Origin of the sequence: Flavobacterium orientale (assembly GCF_014638005.1) — a bacterium.
Taxonomy (GTDB): Bacteria; Bacteroidota; Bacteroidia; order Flavobacteriales; family Flavobacteriaceae; genus Flavobacterium; species Flavobacterium orientale.
This window is the reverse complement of record NZ_BMFG01000001.1, coordinates 264,421-289,182: the sequence shown is the minus strand read 5'-3', so window position 1 is coordinate 289,182 and position 24,762 is coordinate 264,421. Positions and strand designations below refer to the sequence as shown.

Here is a 24,762-nt window from a genome sequence, read left to right as displayed (position 1 = left end):
AACTGGATATTAATAACGGATAAGGTGTCGCTACTTGATGTGCTCGATTCAAAAGAAGTGCTCCTCGTTCAAGTTTTTTATTTATACAAGAATAAAAAACAAGTTGATAAGTGGCAATAGGCAAATAAGTAGGTCTTTTTCGTTTATCCATTTCGTTCTGTATAATAATTGCTGTACTTACGAACTAACGGTCCAAATGAATGGATAAATGAAAGGGTCGTTCTTTCTCAGTAACTCCTTCTTATCCTCTGGGGAAAGGCTAAGCAAGTGGCTGAAAAACAATTAGTAGGTAAATAAGGCCTACAAAGATATAGAATTAATTCTACAAAATCAGTTGACACGAAGTAAAACTAAAGCAACCAACTGTATATCAAACTGCTAATAATCAATCCCTAAAACCCACTTGAAACTAAAAGAACACACCTCCAAAAAAAAAAAAAAAACGCTATTCAACTTTCCCATCAAATCCTCTTTGATGTTTAGGATAACTAAAGTCCATTCCAACTGCCATATTCAAAGTCATCATCACCCCCCTAAAATGGTTTTATCTATAACTCGCCTTTTGTGGTCAACCTATATCAGGGACGTACAACGTGTAACGTACAACGTACACCATACTCCCAACTCCATACTCCTCCCATTACCCATCACCCATCACCCATTACCCATCACCCATTACCCATTACCCATCACCCATCACCCATTACCCATCACCCATTACCCATCACCCAACTATATTTATCTCCACCCCTGTCATGCTGAACTTGTTTCAGCATCTCAGCAACTCAAAAAAAAAAGACCCCCGAATTTCTCCGGAGGTCCCTTATAATAAATCAGTCTAATCACTAATCACTAACTACTTCTTAACCATTCGAATCGTCTGTGTCTGATCCTCCTGAACTACAATTACATTGTAAATTCCGGATGGATAAGCCATTCCTAATCGACTGTATTGAAGCTCTGAATGATTCACTTCTTTTGTTTCTAACAAACGACCCGTCATGTCATAAATGGTGTACTGGACTACTGCACTTGAATTGGATTGTATTTGTAATACAAAAGAATCTTCATACGGATTCGGATTTGCAGTAGCTTTGAAGTTTAGTGGTATTTGGTTTGGTGCTGTGTTGTTATTATCTTGAGCATTGCGAGCCCCGCCTGGCGTAGTTACAGAGCACTCTTTACCATAAGGCGTGAAGGTGCCAAATAATTGAGCAGCAACAGAGACACTATAATTCAGACCCGGAACTAATCCAGTGAACATACTTAAACTAAAGTACGGATTCGGTGTATCAACATATTGCTCATAAACTACAATCATCTCATTATTAGCATCAAAATCAAATCCTAATAGTAGGAAACGATACATAGTGGCACCCGGCAGCGGTGTAGCATAAATTAGGTCAGCATTGCTGCTAGCCACATATTCACAATAAGCTACTGTCAAGGACGTAGTTGGAGCTTCCGGTGTATATACCGAACAACCCGCTGCACTCCATTGTGACCACGACTCAAATCCCGCTAATTTAACTCTGATTTGAACAGCTACTAAATATTGTGTACCAAAAGTCAACGGCAAACCTGCAACCATCGTTAAGTTAAAATTAGGAACCGTACGCTCTACATAATAGAATGTCGTTGGAGCATCCGCTCTCGCCACTCTGAAGCGGTACTTAATAGGTGTTGGATTTACCGCCACCGCATTAATAGACGAAGACATCGTTGCTAAAGTACTACCACACTGAGCGGCAACAATAGAAGTACTTCCCACTGAAGTAGTAGTAATATTACATGTAGTTCCGTTGTAAGGTTGTACTTCACCATTAATAATGGCTGCTACACGAATCGCATAGGTTGTACCATAGCTATAGAAATCATCACCAAACATGGTCAATTTAAAGTGGTGAACGTTTCTGTCAATTGTACGAACCTCTCCGGTTTCAGTATTGGTTACTTCAAAACGGTAACCAATTACATAACCTGAACCTAAATTCACTTGACTACTTTGAATCGTATTGTTCAATCCATTATTCACACTACCACAAACATTTGAGGTAATGTTCACAACAATTGGTGTACATCCGGTAAATAACGAACCGTCGCAGTTGTTATCAATACCGTCAAAGCATATCTCAGAAGCACCAGGATTAATTAAGGCATCGTTGTCGTTGCAATCGCCGGCAACCGCAATATAACCTGCGGGTTGGTCACAATCTTGAATCGTAACATTAGGGTTACCAAAGCCGTCATTGTCTGCATCTTCATACCAAATGGTCGAGTTATTCACTTCAATCACGACGGTATTTCCGGTGGTAGGTTCTACTTGCACTCCTGGTACGTCCGTGCGAACCAAACGAACAACCGTTAACGTTTGACCGTCACCGTTGGAAGGTAATGGAATCGTTACCGTTGCTGTACCTGCTGCTGAAGCTGTCACACCGTTAATTGATTGCTCGGCACCACCGTTGATGGTGTATACCAGCGTTACCGTTGCATTGGCTAACAAACCGGTTAAAGCAAATTGACTATTTGGATTATCACATTCGGCTGTCGTTTGCGTAATAGATGCAAACGTTGGTGCTTGGATAAACAAAGTAAACGTTGCTGTTTTTTGAATAGAGTTTCCATTAGCATCTGTTAACGTGAACGTTACCGTTGCTGTACCCGGATTGGCACAAGTAATGGCCGGTCCGTTATAATTGTTTGTTACTGTGGCATTTCCACAACTATCGGTTCCTGAGAAACCAGTCAACCAACTGTTGAACGTGTTTGCATTCGGTTGCCCGGCTAAACATTCGATGCTTTGATTCACAGGTTCGTTTGTCCAGGTTGGGTTTTCAGTATCAATTACTGTAATCACTTGTGTATAAGGAAGCGATTGGTTTCCTGAGGCATCTTTTACTACCCATGTACGCGTACGTACATACGCATTTCCAATACCATTGGCTACTAAATCACTGGTCAATACGACTACAGGAGTACCACAAGCATCAGTTCCTTGTGGAGCCATCGCTAATGCAGCCGTTACACCTGCTGTATCACTACATTGTAGTGTTACATTTAACGCATTTGGTGGTGTGGTTACTTCCGGAGCAGTGACATCTAAAACAGTTACGAGAGCCTGACAGCTTGTGATGTTTCCACTAGCGTCGGTAACCGTAAGCGTTACAGGTGTTGTTAGTGGACCGGGAGTAATAGTATGAGAACCTAAGCCGCTTACCGTGTCTTCTGGAAAGCTATCCCATTCCAATGAAGGATCAAATGCATCTGCTCCATTTGTATCTCCGACAGTGATATTGCTCTTTCTACGAAGTGTTTGATTCACTGTTGAAACACCATTAGCACTCCATGATGTTCCAGGATCATTACCTATTTGACCGATTATATCGACAGGGCTTGTCCCTTTAAAGAGGGCAACCACATCATTCCCATTGAAATTGATTACCGATAAAACTGTACTTGCACCTGCATAAATTGTAGCATTTGTATTTCTGTAAACTACAGTAGCTCCGTTCGCTAATGTGCCGGATAATGTTGCCGATGTGAATGAAGTACTTCCATTTGCATAATTTCTCAAACTATAATTAGCCAGATTTACTGAACTTCCCGTTCCATTATAAATTTCAATGTATTTATTATTAGATGACCCTTCCACATATTCTGAAATAAATAAATCACTAGCAATTCCCGAGGAAGTCCCTACATTGGTACAAGTGAAGGTAGTTGGACTTACTGCTACCGTTACCGGTCCGCATCCATCAGCACTACCGTTGTCAACCATTTGCGGGGTGATGATTGCTATACCTTCTGGGGAAAGGTTTACGGTAATGTTTTGACAAACTGCTGTAGGTGCTGTTGTATCTTGCACCGTAATAGTTTGAGTATACGTTGTCAACGCCGGATTTCCTGAGGCATCGGTTAATTTCCATATACGTACGCGTGTATATGTGTTTCCATTACCCGGAGTTATATCATCTGAATCCAAAGTAATTGTTACACTTCCACAGGTATCTGTTCCTTGCGGAGCTAATGCTAAAGCATCGTTTAAAGCATTTGTGTTTCCACATTCCACGGTTCGGTTTAAAGCATTTAAAGCTGTAGTAAACGTTGGTGGTGTTACATCATTCACCGTTACAAATGCCTGGCAAGTGGATGTATTCACACCATCGGAAACAGTTAAAGTTACGGGTGTACCGTTGGAATTGGCGATGGCGTGTGATCCTAAGCCATCTACTGTGTCGATTGGAAAACTATCCCATTCTGCTGAAGGATCAAATGGATCAGAGCCATTCGTGTCACCGGAAACTATTGTGTTTTTTCTGCGAAGCGTTCGGTCAAGCGTGGAAACGCCATTATTGTTCCATTCTGTACCGGGGTCGACACCAATTTGACCAATCACATCTATTGGTTGCCCATTTTTGAATAGTGCAAAAGCATCATCCCCATTAAAATTAATAGAAGATGCTACAACTGTAGCCCCGCCATAAATGTTAGCCGATGAATTTCTATAAACAATTGTGGCTCCGCTCGCTAGATTTCCTGAAAGCACATTAATTGTAGTGGGTGAGGCTACACCATTGGAAAACAAATGCAATTCATAAGCCCCTAAATCTATGGCATTGGGTGTTCCATTATAAATCTCTATATATTTATTATTACTCGACCCTTCAACATACTCCGAAATAAATAAATCGGTTGGTACGGGTAATCCTTGAATCGTGACGTCAGCACAGGTAAAATTAGTTTTATTTAAAGTCAATGTTACAGGTCCGCAATTATCAGAACTACCATTGTCTACCATTTGTGGGGTAATGGTTGCTTGTCCTTGGGCATTTAAGTTAACAGCTATGTTTTGACAAACCGCTGTAGGAGGTGTCATATCATTTACTACTACATCAAATGCAGTAGCTTGCATACCACAAGAACTTTGAATAGATACTGTAACTGTAGTCGTTCCTTTATTGAATGTGCTTCCTGAACCGCTACCGTTGCCACTGCCCGGAGTCGCTCCACTAAACGCATAGGTCATCAAAGTAAAATCTACTGCTGTTACCGTATAATTTACTGTTGCTTGACAATTAGCAGCAGCAGCAGCAGTGACTGGAGTTGTTGGCGTTGCGGTAAAAGCTGGAGCTACCACGGTGAATGTCGCTTTGTAGTTGGCACCTCCATTACTAGCATAATGAATACTAGGGCAGGTACCCCCAAAGGTGTAACCTGCTTGGGAATATACTTCCAGTGTATAAGTACCGGCAGCAAGACCGTTTAAGAGATTGGTGTTTAGTCCGTTGTTTAACCAACTTTGGTTTTGACAACCTACTCCTGCCCCACCAATATTTTGATCATTAGACAAATTTACTTCTATAAAATTACCTGTTGCAGTAGTGCCGGGATATACTCTGTAAAATAATTTATTAGTACCAAAAGTAATATCATTATTACCACATTTGTAAGTATTATTTTGACCTCCTTTTAAAGTCAGCACGCCACCCGTAGCACAAAAATTCCCTAAACTTCCTGCGAAATCAGGATTTCCCGTGTTGGCTTGTACATCATAATAGGTAGTTCCTGAACCTGCATCTAATAAAACATAACTTTCATAAATACCGGAATTGGTTATATTGTTGACGGTGAAAGTTGCTTTGTAGTTGTTACTGTCGTTACTGGCGTAAAATGTACCCGCACCTGCACCTGTGTAATCAGCTGTCATAAAGACTTCTAAAACATAGAGACCATTGGTACATAGACCGTTTAAAAGATTTACAGACGCATTGCTTGTGCTCCAGAATTTATTTTGACAACCCGCACCGGCACCACTTATTGGATTAGGACCGGCTAAGCTAATGGATTGAAAATCTCCTGGAGTACCTCCGTTAGGATAGACTCTGAAAAAGATCGCACTGTTGTTGATTATTGTGGGTGTGCATTCAAATGTTTTACTTTCACCACCATTTAATAACAATTGTTGATTGGTTGAAAACGTACCTAAATTTGCTCCTTGAAAATCGGGGTTGCTGGTAGTTGTATTCAAATCATAGTAGGTATTATTTCCTCCGGTGCTTAGAATGGCATAGCTTTCGTATATGCCGCCGTTGGGTGTTGCCGGAGGATTTGTGAATGACATTGTAAAATCATCAATAGCTAAACCATCATCTGCTCCTGATGCATCAAAATCTAACCATCTTAAATACAAATTACCGCCGACAGGAATAGATAAGCCTGTTATGGTGTGCGTTACTGTAGTGCGATTTTCAGGTAAATTGCCATTTAACGCACCTACTGTACCTGAGGTAATTGGAGCTGTAAAATCTAATTGATCAACATCAATCCATGGTCCAGGACATAAATTACATGTCGCCACAGTACTATATTGAAAATCCATGCGATCGGGAATAGTTCTTCCGGAGGTACCTAAACGCCATTGCTCACCAACGTAACTTATAGTAATAGATGTAATAGTAGCACCACTATTATTTGTGAAATGTGCTCCAAGAACCGGATTTACAGAACCTGACCTCAAACTTCCTAAAGCTCTATCTGCATCGTTTGATAAACCAAAACTATAGGTATCACCGGCATTACTTGAGCCTGTTCCCACAGAATAAGTATTGTTAGCTCCAGACCCTACTTCAGCCGTAGCCCAACCAGAAGGAAAGACACCGGAAGGGGACGTAGAGGAAGATAAAGAATTAAAATTTTGGGAATAAGGTCCTGAAATTGGAAGAGGTTGCCCCCAGCTCACACTCACAAAAAAGCACAAAAAAGGCAGCAGATAAAAAGATAAAAATGATTTCATAAAGTGTATGATTTAATTTTTTGACAAGACACTAAATTACATAATAAATTACTGAAAATAAAAGCTTTAAAGTCCTTTTTTACACTATCTGCCGTTTTTTGCAGTTAGTCGTCAATCTATGCCTTTCGTCGTTTTGTTGCGTAGCAAAATCTTATAAATATAGAGTCGTCCAACCTCTAACTAGCCACCTTATAACACTAAATCTCACCTTTTACCTATTACCCATCACCTATCAACCATCACATTACCTATTACCTATTACCTATTACCTATTACCTATTACCTATTACCCATCACCTATTTTATCTATTACCTATTACCCATCTCCCATCACCCAAAAAAAAAGACCCCCGAATTTCTCCGGAGGTCCCTTATAATAAATCAGTCTAATCACTAATCACTAATTACTAATCACTAGTCACTAGTCTCTAGTCACTAACTACTTCTTAACCATTCGAATCGTCTGTGTCTGATCCTCCTGAACTACAATCACATTGTAAATTCCCGATGGATAAGCCATACCTAATCGACTGTTATGAAGCTCTGAAGGATTCACTTCTTTCGTCTCTAACAAACGACCCGTCATGTCATAAATCGCATAACGTACCGTTTCAGTACTATTCGAACGAATAGCAATAGAGAAATAATCTACATACGGATTCGGATAACCCACTGCCTTGAAATCAACGGTTACTAAAGTCGCATCCGCTGAGTCATCCTCAGTTGGAATTTGACGAGCAACACCGCTAAGACAAGAAACACGAGTTGTACGACAAGAGCTTTGTGTACCACAAGAGGAATTAGTAGTCACATGCAACCTGTATGCACCACTGGTATATGGAGTGAACACCACAGGCTGAACTCCTGCTGCTAAAATTACACCGTCAGTAGTAGTAATTGTTAAGAAATCAGTAACAATACTGGAACTAAAGGTATAGGTATTTTCGGCAGTTAAAGTAACCGTATTAAACTCACCTGCATACGTACATGAACTAATGGTTTGAACTGCCCCTGTACACGCTGGTGTTAAACTTCCAAAAGAAGTAGTAACAATACAACCTGCAATTGTGGGCGTCGTCACCGAACACTCTTTTCCATAAGGAGTAAAGGTGCCAAATAATTCAGCAGCAACAGAAACACTGTAGTTTACGCCCGGTATTAATCCGGTAAACATATCCAATGTAAAGTAAGGATTCGGTGTATCGACATATTGCTCATAAACGATGATCATGTCATCATTAACATCAAAATCAAATCCTAATAATAAGAAACGATACATCGTAGCCCCGGCAAGTGGTGTAGCATGAATCACATCGGTGTTACTGGTCGCAACAAATTCACAATCAGCTTCCGTTACTGCTGTAGTTGGAGCCGCCGGCGTAAATACCGAACAACTAGCCGCACTCCATTGTGACCACGACTCAAATCCGGCTAATTTTACTCGAATCTGTACAGATACCAAATATTCGGTCTCAAAAGTTAATGGCAATCCTGCAACCAACGTTAAGTTGAAATTAGGAACCGTACGCTCTACATAGTAGAAGGTTGTTGGAGCATCCGCTCTAGCCACTCGGAAGCGATATTTACTTGGTGTTGGATTAACCGCAACCGCATTAATAGACGAAGACATCGTTGCTAAAGTACTACCACACTGAGCGGGAACAATAGAAGTACTTCCCACTGAAGTAGTGGTAATACTACAGGTAGTTCCGTTGTAAGGTTGCACTTCACCATTAATTATGGCTGCTACACGAATCGTATAGGTAGTGCCATAGTTATAGAAATCATCACCAAACATAGTCAATTTAAAGTGGTGGATGTTTCTGTCTATTGTACGAACCTCTCCGGTTTCAGTATTAGTTACTTCAAAACGGTAACCAATTACATAACCCGGACCTAAATTCACTTGATTACTTTGAATCGTATTGTTCAATCCGTTGTTTACACTACCACAAACATTAGAGGTAATACTCACAACAATAGGTGTACAATCAGCAAATAATGAACCGTCACAGTTGTTGTCGATACCGTCAAAACAGATCTCAGCAACACCCGGATTAATTAAGGCATTGTTGTCATTACAATCACCTGGAACTGAAGAGAACCCGGGTTCTGCAGCATTACAGCTTAAGAAATTGGTTGGATTCGATACATCTCCATAACCATCCCCATCTAAATCAGCATACCACTGGGTGGCTTGCGTAACATTAATCTGTGACGGTGCAGATGAAGTAGAACAACCGTTGTTTGAATTAACGGTGGCTACAAATGATTGCGTAGCTGCAGGACGGGCATAAACTGAAGCAGTAGCTTCTCCTTGATAAGGTATAGTAGCTGCTGAGTCAGTATACAAACCTTCAATCGGACTCCAAGTAAACGCACCTTGACCGGCACCTATAACTTTAATATCGTCCAAAATCCAGTAGTAACCCCAAGTAGAAACATAGTTAAATCGAATTCTTAAATTACCTTCATTTAAATAACCATCCAAACTCAATGCAGATTGTGCAGTTACTTGATTATTCGAAGTAATTACCCCCACATTGGTTCCTAAATAACTGTTTAATGAAGACCAAGTACTACCTCCATTAGTGGATATTTCTACACGAACTGTAGTGTCGCCACTAGTCCATACTTGATATAAATGTTCAAAAGACAATACCGCAGATGTAGAACCTACCGTACTAAATACAGGTGAAGTTAATACAGTGTTGGTTGTAGAACCACTACCGCCCGCATCTGAATTTGTTTTTATAAAACCACCTCCATTTTGAGTACTAAAACCTGAGAATGTCGTAGAATAAGAATAAGGTGCAGTATAAATAGCCCAATTACTTTGAGTTGGTGACGTTGCACCGCTAGTAACAGTCCATCCTTGCAAACCATTATTAAAATCTTGACTTAAGATAGTGGCCGCAACATCTAAACCACCGGAAGCGGTCAATAATACGCCATTATCTATAGAACATATAGCATCGCTATAAGTATTCAAGCTGATGTCTGATGGTTTTTGACCTACCGTAATGGTGAAGCTACGAGGTGTACCCTCACAACCATTGGCTTTTGGCGTAACAGTTACTGTAGCGGTACCAACAACTACGGCAAACGAAGGAATCTCCGTAACCCCAAATTGATCAGCTAATCCAACAGCGGCACCTCCCACAATATCATAGGTTACACCCGATGGTGTTCCTGACAAAGGAGTAACACCTGCTGTCTCACCACTACAATAGTCTTGATCAACAAGTGCTTCTAACGTTGGTGTTGGATAAACCACTAAAGCCTGTGATGCACTCAATTGTGGTTCACCACAAGCCGGAGTAATCAATACATCATACGCACCGGATTGCGACGGCAACACGCCATTTAATTCTAAAGTGGCTGTTGTTGCAGAAGCATTACCTGCTATCGCTAAACCATCTTTACGCCATTGGTATTGTAAACTAGGACCGGAAGCTACCACACTAAAAGATGTGTCCACTCCTTCACAAAGTGGTCCTACTGCCAAAGGCTGCTCAGTTAATGTTACTCCCGAACTAACTGTCAGCGTCTTAGTAGCCGTATCAGAACATCCGGTGTTAGCGGTGACCACCACAGTATATGTTGTCGTTTCTGAAACTACAACCGTTGGACTCATTAAATTAGAAGTAAAACCGGCCGGCTCCGAACTCCATTCATAAGTAAAGGAAGGAGGTGCAAAGCGATAAATAGTGCCGGTGGCAGGTTTTGTATTGATATTGGTCGTCGCAGTAGTACTACTAACTGCAGCAGTAGCAACATCAGTAACATTAATATAACTTCCTGTACCGGAACCGGTAATGGAGTTAAGTCCAATACTCGCCGAACCATTGTTAACAGCACCTGTTTCTGAGCGATAAACAAACTCTATGATATTGGTCGACTCATACAATTTTGCTTGAAAACTGATAACCGGTACAGTAGATACCCAATTCCATTCAAAATTTCTCCACTCCACGGTTAAAACACGATTAGGAGCAACGCCTGTAACTTCATAAGCTGCAACAGAACCTCCGGTGGCTCTACCGTCCAAATCATCCCATAATGGGGCAATAATTGGTCGTGACGTGGAATTTAAAGTAGATAAGTTATTTGTTGTTAAAGCATTAGTTCCCGTCATGTTCAAACTTAGGAAGCCATTCGAACTCATCTTAAATTGAGTATACTCTTGTCCTTCATAATAGAAACTAAAACCAATAGGTTGTGCAGTACTGATAAAGGTATCAGCTAATACACCCGGAATCGTTGTAGCACCTGCACTTACCTCTTGATAAGTACCGGATTCCGTTTGAAAAGTATAATCTTTTACAGCTGAAGACACATTAGCTAATGCATTTAAGGAGACACTATCTCCCAAACATACTTCATCGGTGGGTGTTGCAATAGAAGCAACTACTGCAGGATATACCACTACAGTAACCGTAGCTGTTTTTACACATCCGGTGGCATCAGTAGCAGTAACCGTATAAGTGGTTGTCTGCGTTGGATTAGCAAAAACTTCAAAACCGGTGGAAGCTGATAAAGTAGCCGAAGGTGCCCAACTATAAGTGGCACCACCCGAAGCCGTTAATTTAACCGGCTCGTTTCCTGGCGAACAAATACTTGTTGCAGAAGCAGTAATAGCAATCTGAGGATCATTAACGGTCAAAGTGGCCGCTTGTGAAAAAGCAGGCTCACAAGAAGTAGGTGAATTAACTCTAGCTCTGTAATAAAACAAGCCGTCTGGTGCCACAGCACCGGTAGTTGTTACAGTCAAAGTTGCAGTAGTGGCTCCACTATAGGATGCTCCAACCGGGGTAGCATTGGCTACATTAGTCCAAGTCGCACCATCAGCAGAATATTCCCATTGGAAACCGGTACCACCACTGGATACCACCGTAAAAGTTGATACCCCACCCGAATAACAAACTACTTTGTTATCAGGCGAACTGTTTACCACAGCTTGGTTGTTTACCGTAACAGTAGCTTCGTTAGAAGTAACAATAGTTTCCGGATCAAAAAGTAATGCATTGGCTCTTACTTTCCATCCACTGTTTAAGCTAGCTAATCCATTAACAAGTAAGGTTGTTGAAAACACATCGCCTCCAAAAGTTACACTTCCAAATGATAAGCCTTGGTCATCAATTACCAACCAATCACTTCCATCAAATAGTTCCCAAACTACCAAATCAGTAGGGCCACCTACAGCAACTGTAAATGAAGCCGTTCCTGCATTAAGTCCACTTGAACAAATGGTTGTAGATTGTGGGTTGGCAGTAATGGATAAATTAGCAACTGATAAAAAGGCGAATTCAGATTGAATGGAAGGTGCACAAGGGCTAAATGCATAAACAACACATCTGTAATACGTATTATTTAATGATTCTGGTGCGTTAGCAACTGTAAGAGTAGCACTAGTTACACCACTAAATGTAGCATCATTAGCTAAAGGTGAAAAAGTAACGCCATTAGTAGATTGGAACCATTGGTAACCCGATACATCACCCGTTGTAGCTACACTAAATGAAGTGCTTCCGCCCGGCAAAATACTGGCATTCAAAGGTTGACCGCCGTTGGTTGCTCCTAAATTAAAAGCAACAGGAGCATAAACAGTTATCGTTTGAGGGTTAGCCGCATAGGACGTACAACCCGTAATTTCATTAAAATAAAAAGCTCCAATTGTTGTCGTTCCTGCTGATATAGCAGTAATTACGCCTTCCGGATCTATCGTTGCCACTTCAGGATTGCTTGATGACCACGACGCTTCAATAGAAGTCGTATCAAAATCAACAACGGTAGGAGACCCCAAACATACCGTAGCAGCCCCACCGGTTATAGGTGCAATATATTCACCCAAATAGGTTAAAGCAACCGAATCTTCTGAAAAACAACCATTACCGTCTGTTAATCGGGCAGTAAAAGTTCTGTCAGTGGTTAGTTTTGCATAGACTAGATTAGTAGCCTCACCAGCATAAGGAACGGTAGCGGCACTATCAGAATATAAATCGGTAAGTGGAGTCCAGGTAATATTGTTTTGAACCGTATCGAAAGTAAAGAACCTTCCCGCTTCCGGCACTATCGCATTCGAATTGTTTGCAACCGTTGTACTGGTTTCATTGGTAGTTAAAGTAATACTGGAATAGGTAGAAGCGTCAATAGTATAACCCACTGAAGCACTTTGTCCTGTAGCAGGTCCCATAGCTCCATAACGGTATTCTACGCGGTTCGTTCCTTCATACAACAAGGCTTGGAAAGTAGAATTAGCATCTCCTGCCAAAACTCTTGGAACAGTTACAAACCATTCTACAACAAAAATTCTGTTTGGAGCGGTGCCAACAACTAAGGTGCTTACATTTCCTGTTGTTCCCGTAGCCAAATCATCCCAATACGGATATAATTTTGGAATATTGGTAGTACTCGTTACTGAATTAGAAAATTGATTGGATGCGGTACCGCCTCCCAAACGAATCCAACCGTCAGGCGAAATTCTACATTGCGAGTAAACCTCACCGTTAAATACAAAATCAAAACCAATGGCAATATCTGAAGGTGTTACAGTATCATCAACGCTACTTCCTATAACTTGTGTAGCTCCGCTCATTGGTACTAAAGCAGCACCGGTTCCGGTGTTAAAAGTCAAAATTGTAGGTACTACAGCGTTTAAAGTTGCAATTTGATTCTCACATAACGAACTGTCATTGGTAGTTACATCATTTAAAACCGGCAAACCGTTCACTTGCACTGTAATTTCTTCAATTATAGTACAACTTGCATCGGCTGCGGTAACCGTAAATACATACGTTCCTGATGCAGTAGGCGTGATGGATTGCGAAGGACCAAACAAGGTACCTAACACACCGCTTCCTGCCTGTGGACTTACCGTCCAAGTATAATTATAAGCAAGATTAGTGCTACTGGCACTCAACACAATTGGCTGACCCACACAAGTTACGCCCGCAGCCGGATTCAACGTTAAAGGTGTTGGTTGTACAACCGTTACAGTCACCGCCACTCTGGCACTTTCACACAAAGTAGTAGGATTCACCACACTAACATAAAAAGTAGTAGTAGCATCAATAGCACCGGCAAAAGTGGTGGCTGTTGACGTTTGTAAAGGCGTTTCGGCATCTTCACTGGCATACCAATTAAATTGTGGCGAAACAAATCCGTTAGGGTCTGCCACTGACGCCGTTGGCACCTTAACACCACATTGTGATGAATTGGACGCTGTAGGTGCAGCAGGTAATGGATTTACACCAATAGTCACACCATTTGTTGTTATAGAGCAACCATCAATAAATAAGGTTGCGGTATAGGTAGTTGGCGTTGTTGGTGAAACCGTAGAGCCAACTGTTGAAGTACCATCAGACCACACTACCGAATCGGCAGGGATACCAAAAGTACCATAAAAAGTAAATCGAGGTCTAAAATTAGTTGTTGAAGAAGCTGAAGTCTCCGCACACATGGTCTCAGGTGTTAAACTGTCTCTTTGTCTGTAATTTGTACTGGCAAATCCAACATTATCCACTAACATGCTTGATGCTGAAGAAGTAGATGCACTCGGCACCCTACTCCAACAAATGGAAACTAAAATATTAGACGTTCCATCCCACTCAAAACTAGAGGCAGAACCTGCTCCAGTTCCGAAAGCAAGTGTGTTTAAAACATTGGCAACAGGTGTAAAACCGGCATCAGCTTCAGTTCCGCTATAAACTTGAGTCAATCCACCGGTTACAAATGTGGTGGTAGCAGTTTCCTGTGTAGTATAACCTAAACTAACGGAAAATCCTTGATAAGTTTGACCCGAAGAGGTGGGTTGAAAACCTAAAGCGGTAATAGAACCCGGCAACAATCCCAAAGCTTCTAATTCAGAGGCTTTAATAATATACTGCGTTTTTGCACCACCCCAAAACCCGGGAAGGAAAGATTGTCCCACCGAGGAGGAACTGGTCCCTCCATTCCCTAAAGCTTTATTGGTTACAATTTCAAGAAATGCAGATAACGTAGTGGAGAAGCCGCTACATACCGCAGCAGTTGATGCGGAGGCAACAGCAGTAGCCCCAAAGAAGGGTTCATCGCTATAAGAGGCACCTCCTAAATTTTTTGAAGTAACACCGTCAACTGCCGTAACACTCCACGTTACAGTGGCATTAACAGGACTGGCTACTGGAATTGTAGCAGTAAACGTTGAAGTACTTCCCGGAGTGATAGAGCCTCCCGTCATGGCAATTGGTGTTTGTTCCACTCCATTAAAGAAATAATTCAAAGTGACGGAACTTATAGCTCCTGCTCCTGCTGTAATATTGGCAGAAACTAAGCGAGAGGTAGCAATACACTGATTAACTGCCGGTGCTACAGCCACAGAATTAATTTCAACCACCGAAGCGGCAGTTCCTGCAAATTCATCTGCTCCGATATCCGGTGTAGTTTCATTTCTCAAATCACCATCAAAATCATCTGTTACACCTGCAATTGGAATACCGCCACTTTCTATTAGCGTTCCAACGGTTGTGTTGATGTGCAAAAATTGGCCACTAGCCCCTGATGTACTAACAAATGTAGGGTCTTCAGTGACTGAATTGGTATCTCTTGTCGTAACACGAGCCTTAAAATCATCTAAGGATCCATCAGTATTGGTGCCATCAAAGTAGATAGCCGCTCCAAAAAACAAATTGTTGTTGGAATCCGCTCCATAAGTTCCAAGAGAAGTGGAACTTCTGCGATAAGCAGCAGCCACACCCGTTCCGTTTCGCGATGATTTATTTACGAAAATATTATTTCGCAATGTTACAGTTGGAGTAGTTGATGCACTAATAGCACTCGAACCGAAATTGGTTCCCGTACTGCTGGCATTCAATAAAACCGTATTGAAATGAATAAGAACTGCCGTTCCGCCTGTTACATTAATTCCATTCAATGGATTAGCCGCATTAGCAGCCGGAGCTTGTAAATCACCTATAATATTGTTAAATACAGTGGTTCCGAAAGTTCCTCCGGAAATTAAGATACCGGATACAACCGGATTAGTACTGGTAGTGCTTAGATTATAAATTTTATTCTTAAATATCGTATTAAAGTTTGTTGAACCTCCCGAAACAAATATACCGTTGATAGAACCACCAGTTCCACCTGTACTTCCGGTACTGTTTAGGTTATAAACTTGATTACCCGAAAGTGCTATTGGCCCAACAGCCCAACGAATCCCGTTCATTGTTGCTCCTCCTACCCCTCCGGCAGATGTACTGAAATTATATACGGCATTATTGTTACAATTTTTCTGAGTACCACTAGAGGTAAAAACATATATACCCTGTAACGTTCCGGTTCCGGGTGTCGAAAAATTACGAATGGTATTATTATTAATTGCAATAGCTTGTGCACTTGCAAAATTATAAATACCATCAATACTTCCGCTTGAACCCGCTGTGGAATAACTCAAATTCTCAATCGTGTTACCGTCAACATTCCATAATGTTGGTGGAGTACCCGCAGTAATTGCACGTAATGTTCCCGAGGCACCGGTCATAGTAAAGTTGGCTATACTATTGTTGTTAATATTTAAGGTTCCCCCTGAAGAACCACCAGCTATAACCGGAACTGTGCCGGTTGATGGATAATTAGTTGATCCTAGTTGTTGGATGTTATTATTATTAATATTGACAGTAGCCGCTGAAGAAGAGTTGTTTACCGCGGTAAACACCCCTGTTGTTGCGGTAGTGTATGAAAAACGAATGGTGTTATTATTAATATCAATAGTATTGGAAGCTGCTGTTGATCCGATTCCATTATCTATTGCAGTTAACAAAGTAGTAGTTCCACCTCCACGAATAGTAACTGAATTATTGCTGACAGTTGCATTAGCAGAAGTTCCTGCTTGAGCAAAAATACCCCTCAAGGTAGTTGCATGATTAACTCCGGAACCATTATTATTATCAATGGTATTGTAACGAATAGAAACTCCCCACTGGTTATTGGCACGAATACCCACAGCAGGAGACGTAGTACCACCACCACCAAAGTTCAATACAGTATTTCCGGTAGCTAGCGAATTTCCTCCCACATCATTGCCAGAATCACCGGCAGTAAAAGGACTTGACGCCGCAAATCCGGACATATAGATACCAGTATTCCCACCATTAATTGTGTTCCCGTAAATTTTGTTGAAAGAGTTAGAACCTGAAGCAGCCGTCAAACCGCTTAAAGCTGTAGTAGCCGCAGTAGGAACTGCATTCACTAACGTAATTGCTGCAGCTCCGTCAGCCATTGGGCCCGAACCTGAAGCATTATTAACCCGTTGCATATTAAAAACACAATTTACAATCGTGTTGTTTTGTGCTCCATCAGTGGTGTTTAACTTAAACAAGGCGACACCAAACTCCATAGTGGCAGGATTGGCAACATTGCTATCCGTAAAAACAATAGCACTTAAGGTAACCCAGTCAGCCCCAACCAATTTCAGCATACCATCGGGTAGAGCTGAACCAGGGGTTGCTGTTCCCACTCCTGCATTGATTGTTGCAGTGCCTGCACCATGGAAAGTCAAAGTATTGGTGGCACTTAATGCATTGTTTAGCGTAAGGCTTCCAATAGTAAATCCTTTCTCGGGTGCCGTTTCACTTCCCGATAAGATGATGGTCACAGGTCCCGACATAGCCGTCACGGCATTTATATCATCTAAAGCCAAAGCTAAAGATGGATAAGTGGGAGACAATACAGGTGTAGTGTTTGATGAATTAATGACCGATACAGTCATTTGTGCTTGCACCTGTGAAATTCCTGTCAAAAGAAAAAGCAACACCAATAAATGGCTCTTTTGCTTTGCGAATTTGAGCCACGTCCCCAAACGTGTACCCAACAATTGGTAATTGTCATTCATAGTACGTAAATAAATTGGTTTAGAAATTTGTTTTTCGATTTGGGGTCGCCGTTCGGTATAAAACTGACTAGCAAGATACACAAGGAAAGCCCTTGTTTTTAACCAAATCTTAACAAATCGTTAAAAAGTTAATAAAATCGTTAAAAAGTTAGTTTTTTTGTAGTCATACACGGTTATTTAGTTAGTTATTCTTAGTGTTTACAAGCCATTTGGGTAACTTTTAGCACTTTTTATACAAATTATTTATATTGTAGGTATTTATCCTTATTTTCTTTGATTTTAAGCCAATCACATTTCCGTCAAACACCACCTTCTCCTCTAAAAACGTCACAAAAACCCATTTCTGCCCAACTCCAAACTCCATATTCCAAACTCCATACTCCAAACCCCCTACTCCAAACTCCATACTCCATACTCCAAACTCCCGACTAAAAAACCACCTTCCGCACCACCTCAACCCCATCAACATCCACCATCTTCACCAACAAAACCTGTTGTGCAAAAGGCAATTGTTCCCACTGGGTTTCCAAAGCATTGACAGCCGTTTTAGCAACTAACAAGCGACCGCGTAAATCATAAACCGCAACCGATTCTAATAGTGTTTCCGAACTTTTCACCACCAATCCATCTCCTGATTTAAAAGCAATCATTTGATTGGAGCCCAACAATACCTCATCCACACCCAAAGTCACATTCGTAAATCGCAATTGAAAACGTTGGTTGTGTGTACCACTGGTAGTAGTAAATAGATACGGACTAACTTTTAAATCATGAACCGTTTGCAACAACAAATCTTCTAAATAAATAGCTTGTGTGGCAAACAACCCATCAAACTGATCCAACGAAATAGAATAACCACCGGCAGTGGCCGCTCGATAACCCACCGGAATCAAATCCGAATCGTTAAAAGGCAACGCTTTTCCTTGTATGGTTAAAATTTGATTAGCAGCAAAGGTGTAGAGGTTCAACGTATTTCCTGCTTCAATCGACTTCCCGTCAAATCCGCGGTCGATACCATTGGTAGCATTTTGTATGTAACCCACCAAGGCCTGTTTATAAGCACCGGTAGTAGTATTCGAAATACCCAACCAAATACGGTGACGTTCCCAACTATGAGAAGCATCTTCCGTAACAGGGGTGTTCATTGTTCTGAAAAACAAATTATTGGAACCTGACACACGCATGGAATTTCTAAAAGTAGCTACACCATTTGTAGCTCCTTCAATAAAGAACGATTGTCCTGCAGCAATATACTGTGTTGGAACTGATGTATTGAGTCCCGGTGCAGTAGCAGCCGTTCCTGTATAATTATAAACCGCATAATCATTCGGATTATAAACACCACCTGCATACTGTGTGTTATGTGTCCACAAATAAATGGTAGCATCTACAACACTTGAATTGGAGGTATCTTGCCAAAACTGATGAATATCAATAGCACTCGGATACGGATTACCGATTAAATTCCAATTGCTTGTACCCGTAGCATTAATCGATGCCGTATAAGGACCATTATTTGGTACGCCCGTAAATACGCCGGTAAAATTGTTAGTAGTTGGGAACGTAGCGAAATTTTCGGGAGCTCTGATGATATAGCCTTGTGCCGGCACCATGATATGCGACGGACTCGGGTCAGAGGCAGTAAACACCGAACTCCAATTATCCACTACATTGTTAAAAGTAAAATATTTATCTTGTTTGGTTAGCGGTGAAAACAAACGAATGTCTTGACCCGTTACCGGACTTGACCAATAGGTATAATCGTTCTTATACATAGGCTGGGCATCTCTTCTATAAATGATAGAGCCGCTATTGACAAAATCTTCCTCCTGAACTAAACTGGCATTGTTCTCAAATATCAAGGTAGCTCCCGGTTGTACAATCACATTATTTTTAACCCACATGGTGGCATTGGAAGGCACTGTAATCGTACCACTTACAACTTCTAAGGTACAAGCCGATAAACTACCCGGCAGTGTATAAGAACCTGCGATATTAAATACCGCTTTTGTTGCTGAAGTAGGATTTCCATTGGACCACGCGCCATTCCAAACTGTAGAAGGCACACTAACCAAAACGCCATTAGACACCACATTACTGCAACCACCTGAGCCTACAACAGCTCTAAAATAGCGGTTGGAAGTTATAGTGCCAAATTCAGCGGGCGTTAATGTTGTGGTGGTATTATTAATTGTAGTTAAATTTACTGTAAAAGCAGCATTATCAGCATATTCCCACCGCACAACATTACCCGAATTACCAGCTAAGGTAATTGGTGTAAAATCGGCAGGATTACAACTGGATTGTGCTCCAGATGCATTACCCGGTGCTATAAACGACACATTCACAGTGGTTGTTGTAAAACAAAAAGTTATCGGGTTTTCTGCAGTTGCAGTATAAGTTGTTGGCACATTGGGTTTTGCATAAACTACTGCCGCAGCCTCCCCATCGTTATAAGGATTTGTTCCGGCTGCATCGGTAAATAAACCGGCACTCGGTGACCATGTAATATCCGTTTGAGCAGAAGCTGAGACTCTGAAATTATCAATTGCCCAAAACCAACCATAAATATCATTGTATTTGAAACGAATTCGCATGTTGGTGTTTCCTATATAGGGTGTCAAATCCAATTGTACATTCACAAAAGAAGGACGCGTTCCTTGTTGGGTAGTATAAGTTTGTATGGTAGTCCATGTGGTACCACCATCAACAGACACCTGAACTCTGGCTGATCCGGTTGAATTAAATCGTTGGTAAAAATGCCAGAAACTTAGGGTAGCTCCTGTGTAACCTAATAAACTGAATACGGGAGAAATCAATTCCGTATCGTTAATACCACCGGAACCCTGTGAATCACCATCCGATACATAAAACTGTGTAGCATCATTACTGATGATGTTACGATACGGACTTGGACGCAAGGTCCATGCCGAATTAGCGGGATTACTACCTCCTGTTGAATTGTTTACGGTCGTAAATATTGTAGTTGCTCCATTAAAATCATCTTCTAGTACAACCTCGCCATCTACAGCTCCCCCATTGGCAATCAAAGGCGTTGGTGGTGCATCGCTACACGTAGAAACTGAAACCGGACTTATCACTATAGGTGATGGTGGTTGATTGACTACAGCCGTAAATCGAACAGAATTAGAAACCAAATTCCCCGATGTTTGTGTGGCTGTTAAGGTATATACGGTAGTGATTAGCGGATTAAATGAAAAACCATCGTTGATGTTTCCGTTTACACCGGCACTTGGCGACCATGAATATACTTGATAGTCATCAATATCAGAAGTAATAGCTACTGTGGTGGTTATATCACCCAAACAAATAACATCATTTGCTACGTTAATTGTTAAAGGTGGTGGCGGTGGAATCACATAAATGGTATAATCCTCAAAAGCTTGATACGCTCCGTTTCTACAGGGGGTTAATGCCCCTCCTGAAAAGGATGGTGAATCAATACCTCCTATTCGCAAACGATGTTCTCCTAAAGTATTGGTTATATTCCCGCCATTGTTTACCTCAATTGGCACAAAAAAGGAAGCCAACAAGGTGGTTGGATTGGAGTTGGTAGACATTCCCGTATAAACCAATTCCTGATCGTCATCAAAATCACCATCGTTGTTCCAATCAATCCAAATTTGCGTATCATAAGTAAATCCGGTGCGGTAGGTGATGGCAATAGGCACAGTAGTATTTTGAGGCACATTGGTACTTAAATACGAATAATCACCGTAATTATTTGTTTCAATTCCCGTAGTATTGTTAATGGCTCCAAAGGCCACATTAGTAATCCCTCGTTGATCTTGTGGAAAACCGGCACCACTTGGTGAACAATAAACAATAGGTGCATTGGTCGTAAAAGTATTCGATAAAGACCACTCACTCACCTCACCGCCAACACACACGGAACGTACCCAATATTGGTATTGTGTAGAAGAATTTAACCCAGTTACAAAAGCCACATTTTCGCCAACAAAAACACTGCCTGTGGGTAATGTGGTATTAATAGGGGTAATGGCTGAAGCTGTAGGGGCTACAAAATATTGATAACCTCCCGGAGCTTGTGGTGTGGTGTGCGTCCAGCTAATTACTGCAGATGTATAACCTATCTGTGCAGAAATCAAGTTCGTAGGTGGCACACAACTGCCATAATCGACTGAAATATCATCGATTTGCAGAATCCCCTGCGTAGCATTCGCATAGCCGTTAAAGCCAATAAAATACTCCCCCGCTGCCGGTAACGTGATGTAAATCGCATTGGTTAAAGGTGATTCTTTAATCGTATGGTGATCAGCTATCACGTTGGTCATACCGGCTGCCGTATTGGTAGTACCGTAGGCTACCCGCATTTTTTGAACAAAATTAGCCGACTCTCTCGAACTACCGTATTTATAGGAAATTCGATAGGTTCCTGCGGCAGGAAACGGAATCTTTCGGGTAAAAAACCAAGTATTAGAAGCCGAATTTCCTTGTGTGGCTAAATTTTTAGAAGCAAATCCAAAATAAGGACTGGCTGTATTATCGCGGGTCAACATTGCATTTCCGGCAACCACTTGTACACGCGTACAAAAAGGCAAACCGGGAACCGTTACGCCTTCGAAATCCTCAAAATAAGGAAAAGTACCGTTAGGACAAACCGGAGAAACCGTTACCGAAGACGGAAACGTATTTACCGGCACCCAATTAGGCGAACAACTTGACTTTACATAAAAAGAATAGGTTACATTTTCTTGCAGCCCCAAAATATTTTGTGTGGTTAACGCCGTCGTGCCCGAAGCAAACAATCCTGTGGCTCCACTACCCGGTGCTCCCGAAGTTCGCACCTCATACATATAAGAAGCCGGTGGCAAATTGGGTGCCGTCCAGTTCATAATAGCGGTTGAATTATCCGGTTGTAAAGTAGCCGTTAAATTGCTGGGCGAAAAGCAAGGTGTCCATGTGAAACGGACTACTGAGTTATTATAAAATGATGTATTTAAAGCTAGCCCTGTAGTGTTGGCAATACCTGGAGAAGTTGGCAACCAATTGGTTTGTGTTGTAGTTCTGTTGTTTACGTTAGTTGCAAAAGTATTGCTTGGACCCCTTAATCCCACTTGTGCTGTAGTAATAGAACCTGCTCCTGTAGGATCGAAAGTGTTATAAATAGTTTCTATAACATTTGTTGACTCGTTTATACGAATTTGAAAATTTAATAGTCCAACATAATTGGTAAGTGCTGGTGCTGGAGCCTTTCTGATTACATTTTTATATTGAACAACGAATACTCTATTAGGAGACACACCAATTGTTTCATATCGAACGCTGGAAAAAACACCATCATAAGTTGGGGTTATAACTGATGCATTATGTAACCTAAAGCCATATGCTGAAATAGCACCATTATAATTAGAAGGTGCTAGAGGATTACTTGAAATTGGAGTATAATTAGTCGCAGCAGGTGCTACTCCGAAAGTTACAAAACCATTTTCAGATACATAAATTTGACTGTAATTGGTGCCGTCAAAATGGAAATCAAATCCAAGAGCAACGGCTCCCGAAATGGCATTTGAAAAAGTTACTCCTTCAGCTACTAGTGCAGTTCCTCCAGTAATCTCCGTATAAGCAACCCCGGAAGTTTCCGAAAAAAGATAATTGGTGGCCACTTGTGCTTGAGCAGTAGGCAACACCATAAAATAAACCAACAGAGCAAAGAAAGCCCTGAATACAGTTTGACCTAAATGTAGTCTACCAAGGGCAGCTTTACATAGTAAAGTTGTTATCATGCAGTATGTTTTTGTTTTTAGAAATAAATTTACCTACTCTGTTTGATGTGGGGCATCATGACACACAGTACGCGTTTTTTAAACAACCGGGTTTGGGGTACGGTTGGCCTTAAATAATCAAGTTGCAGTGGTTTTTTTGGCTTGTGTTTCTTATGGTATTTTGAAAGCTGCATCCTTCTTATAGGCAAACAAATATATCCAAATCTTTAAATAATACGCAACTCTTTTTGGTTTTTTTTTAACGATATGGTAACATTTGTACAACATTTCTATGTAATACACTTTTTTAACGTTAAAATACAGGTGTGCGTTGTAAGAAAAGTAGCGGGTTAAAATAAGCAAAAAGGTAGTCGCGAAAAAACCAAAAAGAAAATTAAAAAATCAAAACTAAAAACAAACCAATAATCCAATTGAATTAAAAAAACGAAAGAAATCAAGAAAACACTATAACCGTAAACCAATACTAGGATTTAATTAAAAACTGTAAACTTTTTTTAGGACGATACATAATCTAATTATAAAGTTTGTGCTAACTAGCAAAAATGCTTAAGCTTAGACAAAAACCAATGAAAACCACCGCTTGTCACACTGAGCTTGTCGAAGTGCTCTCGATACTCTACGAATCACGCTCTATGAAGTCACTTAAAAGTCTTCGACTCCCGATGGCTCTATCGGCTCAGACTGACAGCTCAATAAGGAATTGTGATTAATCTAATCATAAAGTTTGTGCTAACTAGCAAAAATGATTCTACTTAGACAAAAACCAATGAAAACCACTGCTTGTCACACTGAGCCTGTCGAAGTGCTCTCGATACTCTACGAATCACGCTCTATGAAGTCACTTAAAAGTCTTCGACTCCCGATGGCTCTATCGGCTCAGACTGACAGCTCAATAAGGAATTGTGATTAATCTAATCATAAAGTTTGTGCTAACTAGCAAAAATGATTCTACTTAGACAAAAGCCAATGAAAACCACTGCTTGTCACACTGAGCCTGTCGAAGTGCTCTTGATACTCTACGAATCACGCTCTACGAAGTCACTTATAAGTCTTCGACTCCCGATGGCTCTATCGGCTCAGACTGACAGGTCGATAAGGAATTGTGATTAGTCTAATTATAAAGTTTATGCTAACTAGCAAAAATGCTTAAGCTTAGACAAAAACCAATGAAAACCACCGCTTGTCACACTGAGCTTGTCGAAGTGCTCTTGATACTCTACGAATCACGCTCTACGAAGTCACTTATAAGTCTTCGACTCCCGATGGCTCTATCGGCTCAGACTGACAGCTCAATAAGGAATTGTGATTAGTCTAATTATAAAGTT

The 24,762-nt window shown here is 41.1% G+C and carries 3 protein-coding genes; all 3 read right to left on the bottom strand.

The genetic code is table 11. The annotated features are described in order from the left end of the window. Window positions 1–856 precede the first annotated feature (856 nt). Window positions 857–6,796, bottom strand: coding sequence for a lamin tail domain-containing protein (locus tag IEV15_RS01225; RefSeq protein ID WP_188360668.1), 5,940 nt, complete (start codon window positions 6,794–6,796; stop codon window positions 857–859). 439 nt (window positions 6,797–7,235) lie between these two features. Continuing rightward, complete coding sequence (locus tag IEV15_RS01220; RefSeq protein ID WP_188360667.1) at window positions 7,236–17,669, bottom strand: NIDO-like domain-containing protein; 10,434 nt, start codon at window positions 17,667–17,669, stop codon at window positions 7,236–7,238. A gap of 428 nt (window positions 17,670–18,097) precedes the next feature. Next, window positions 18,098–23,437: a RemA C-terminal-like gliding motility protein gene (locus IEV15_RS01215; RefSeq protein ID WP_188360666.1), complete on the bottom strand. Its 5,340-nt coding sequence runs from the start codon at window positions 23,435–23,437 to the stop codon at window positions 18,098–18,100. Between the last annotated feature and the right edge of the window lie 1,325 nt (window positions 23,438–24,762).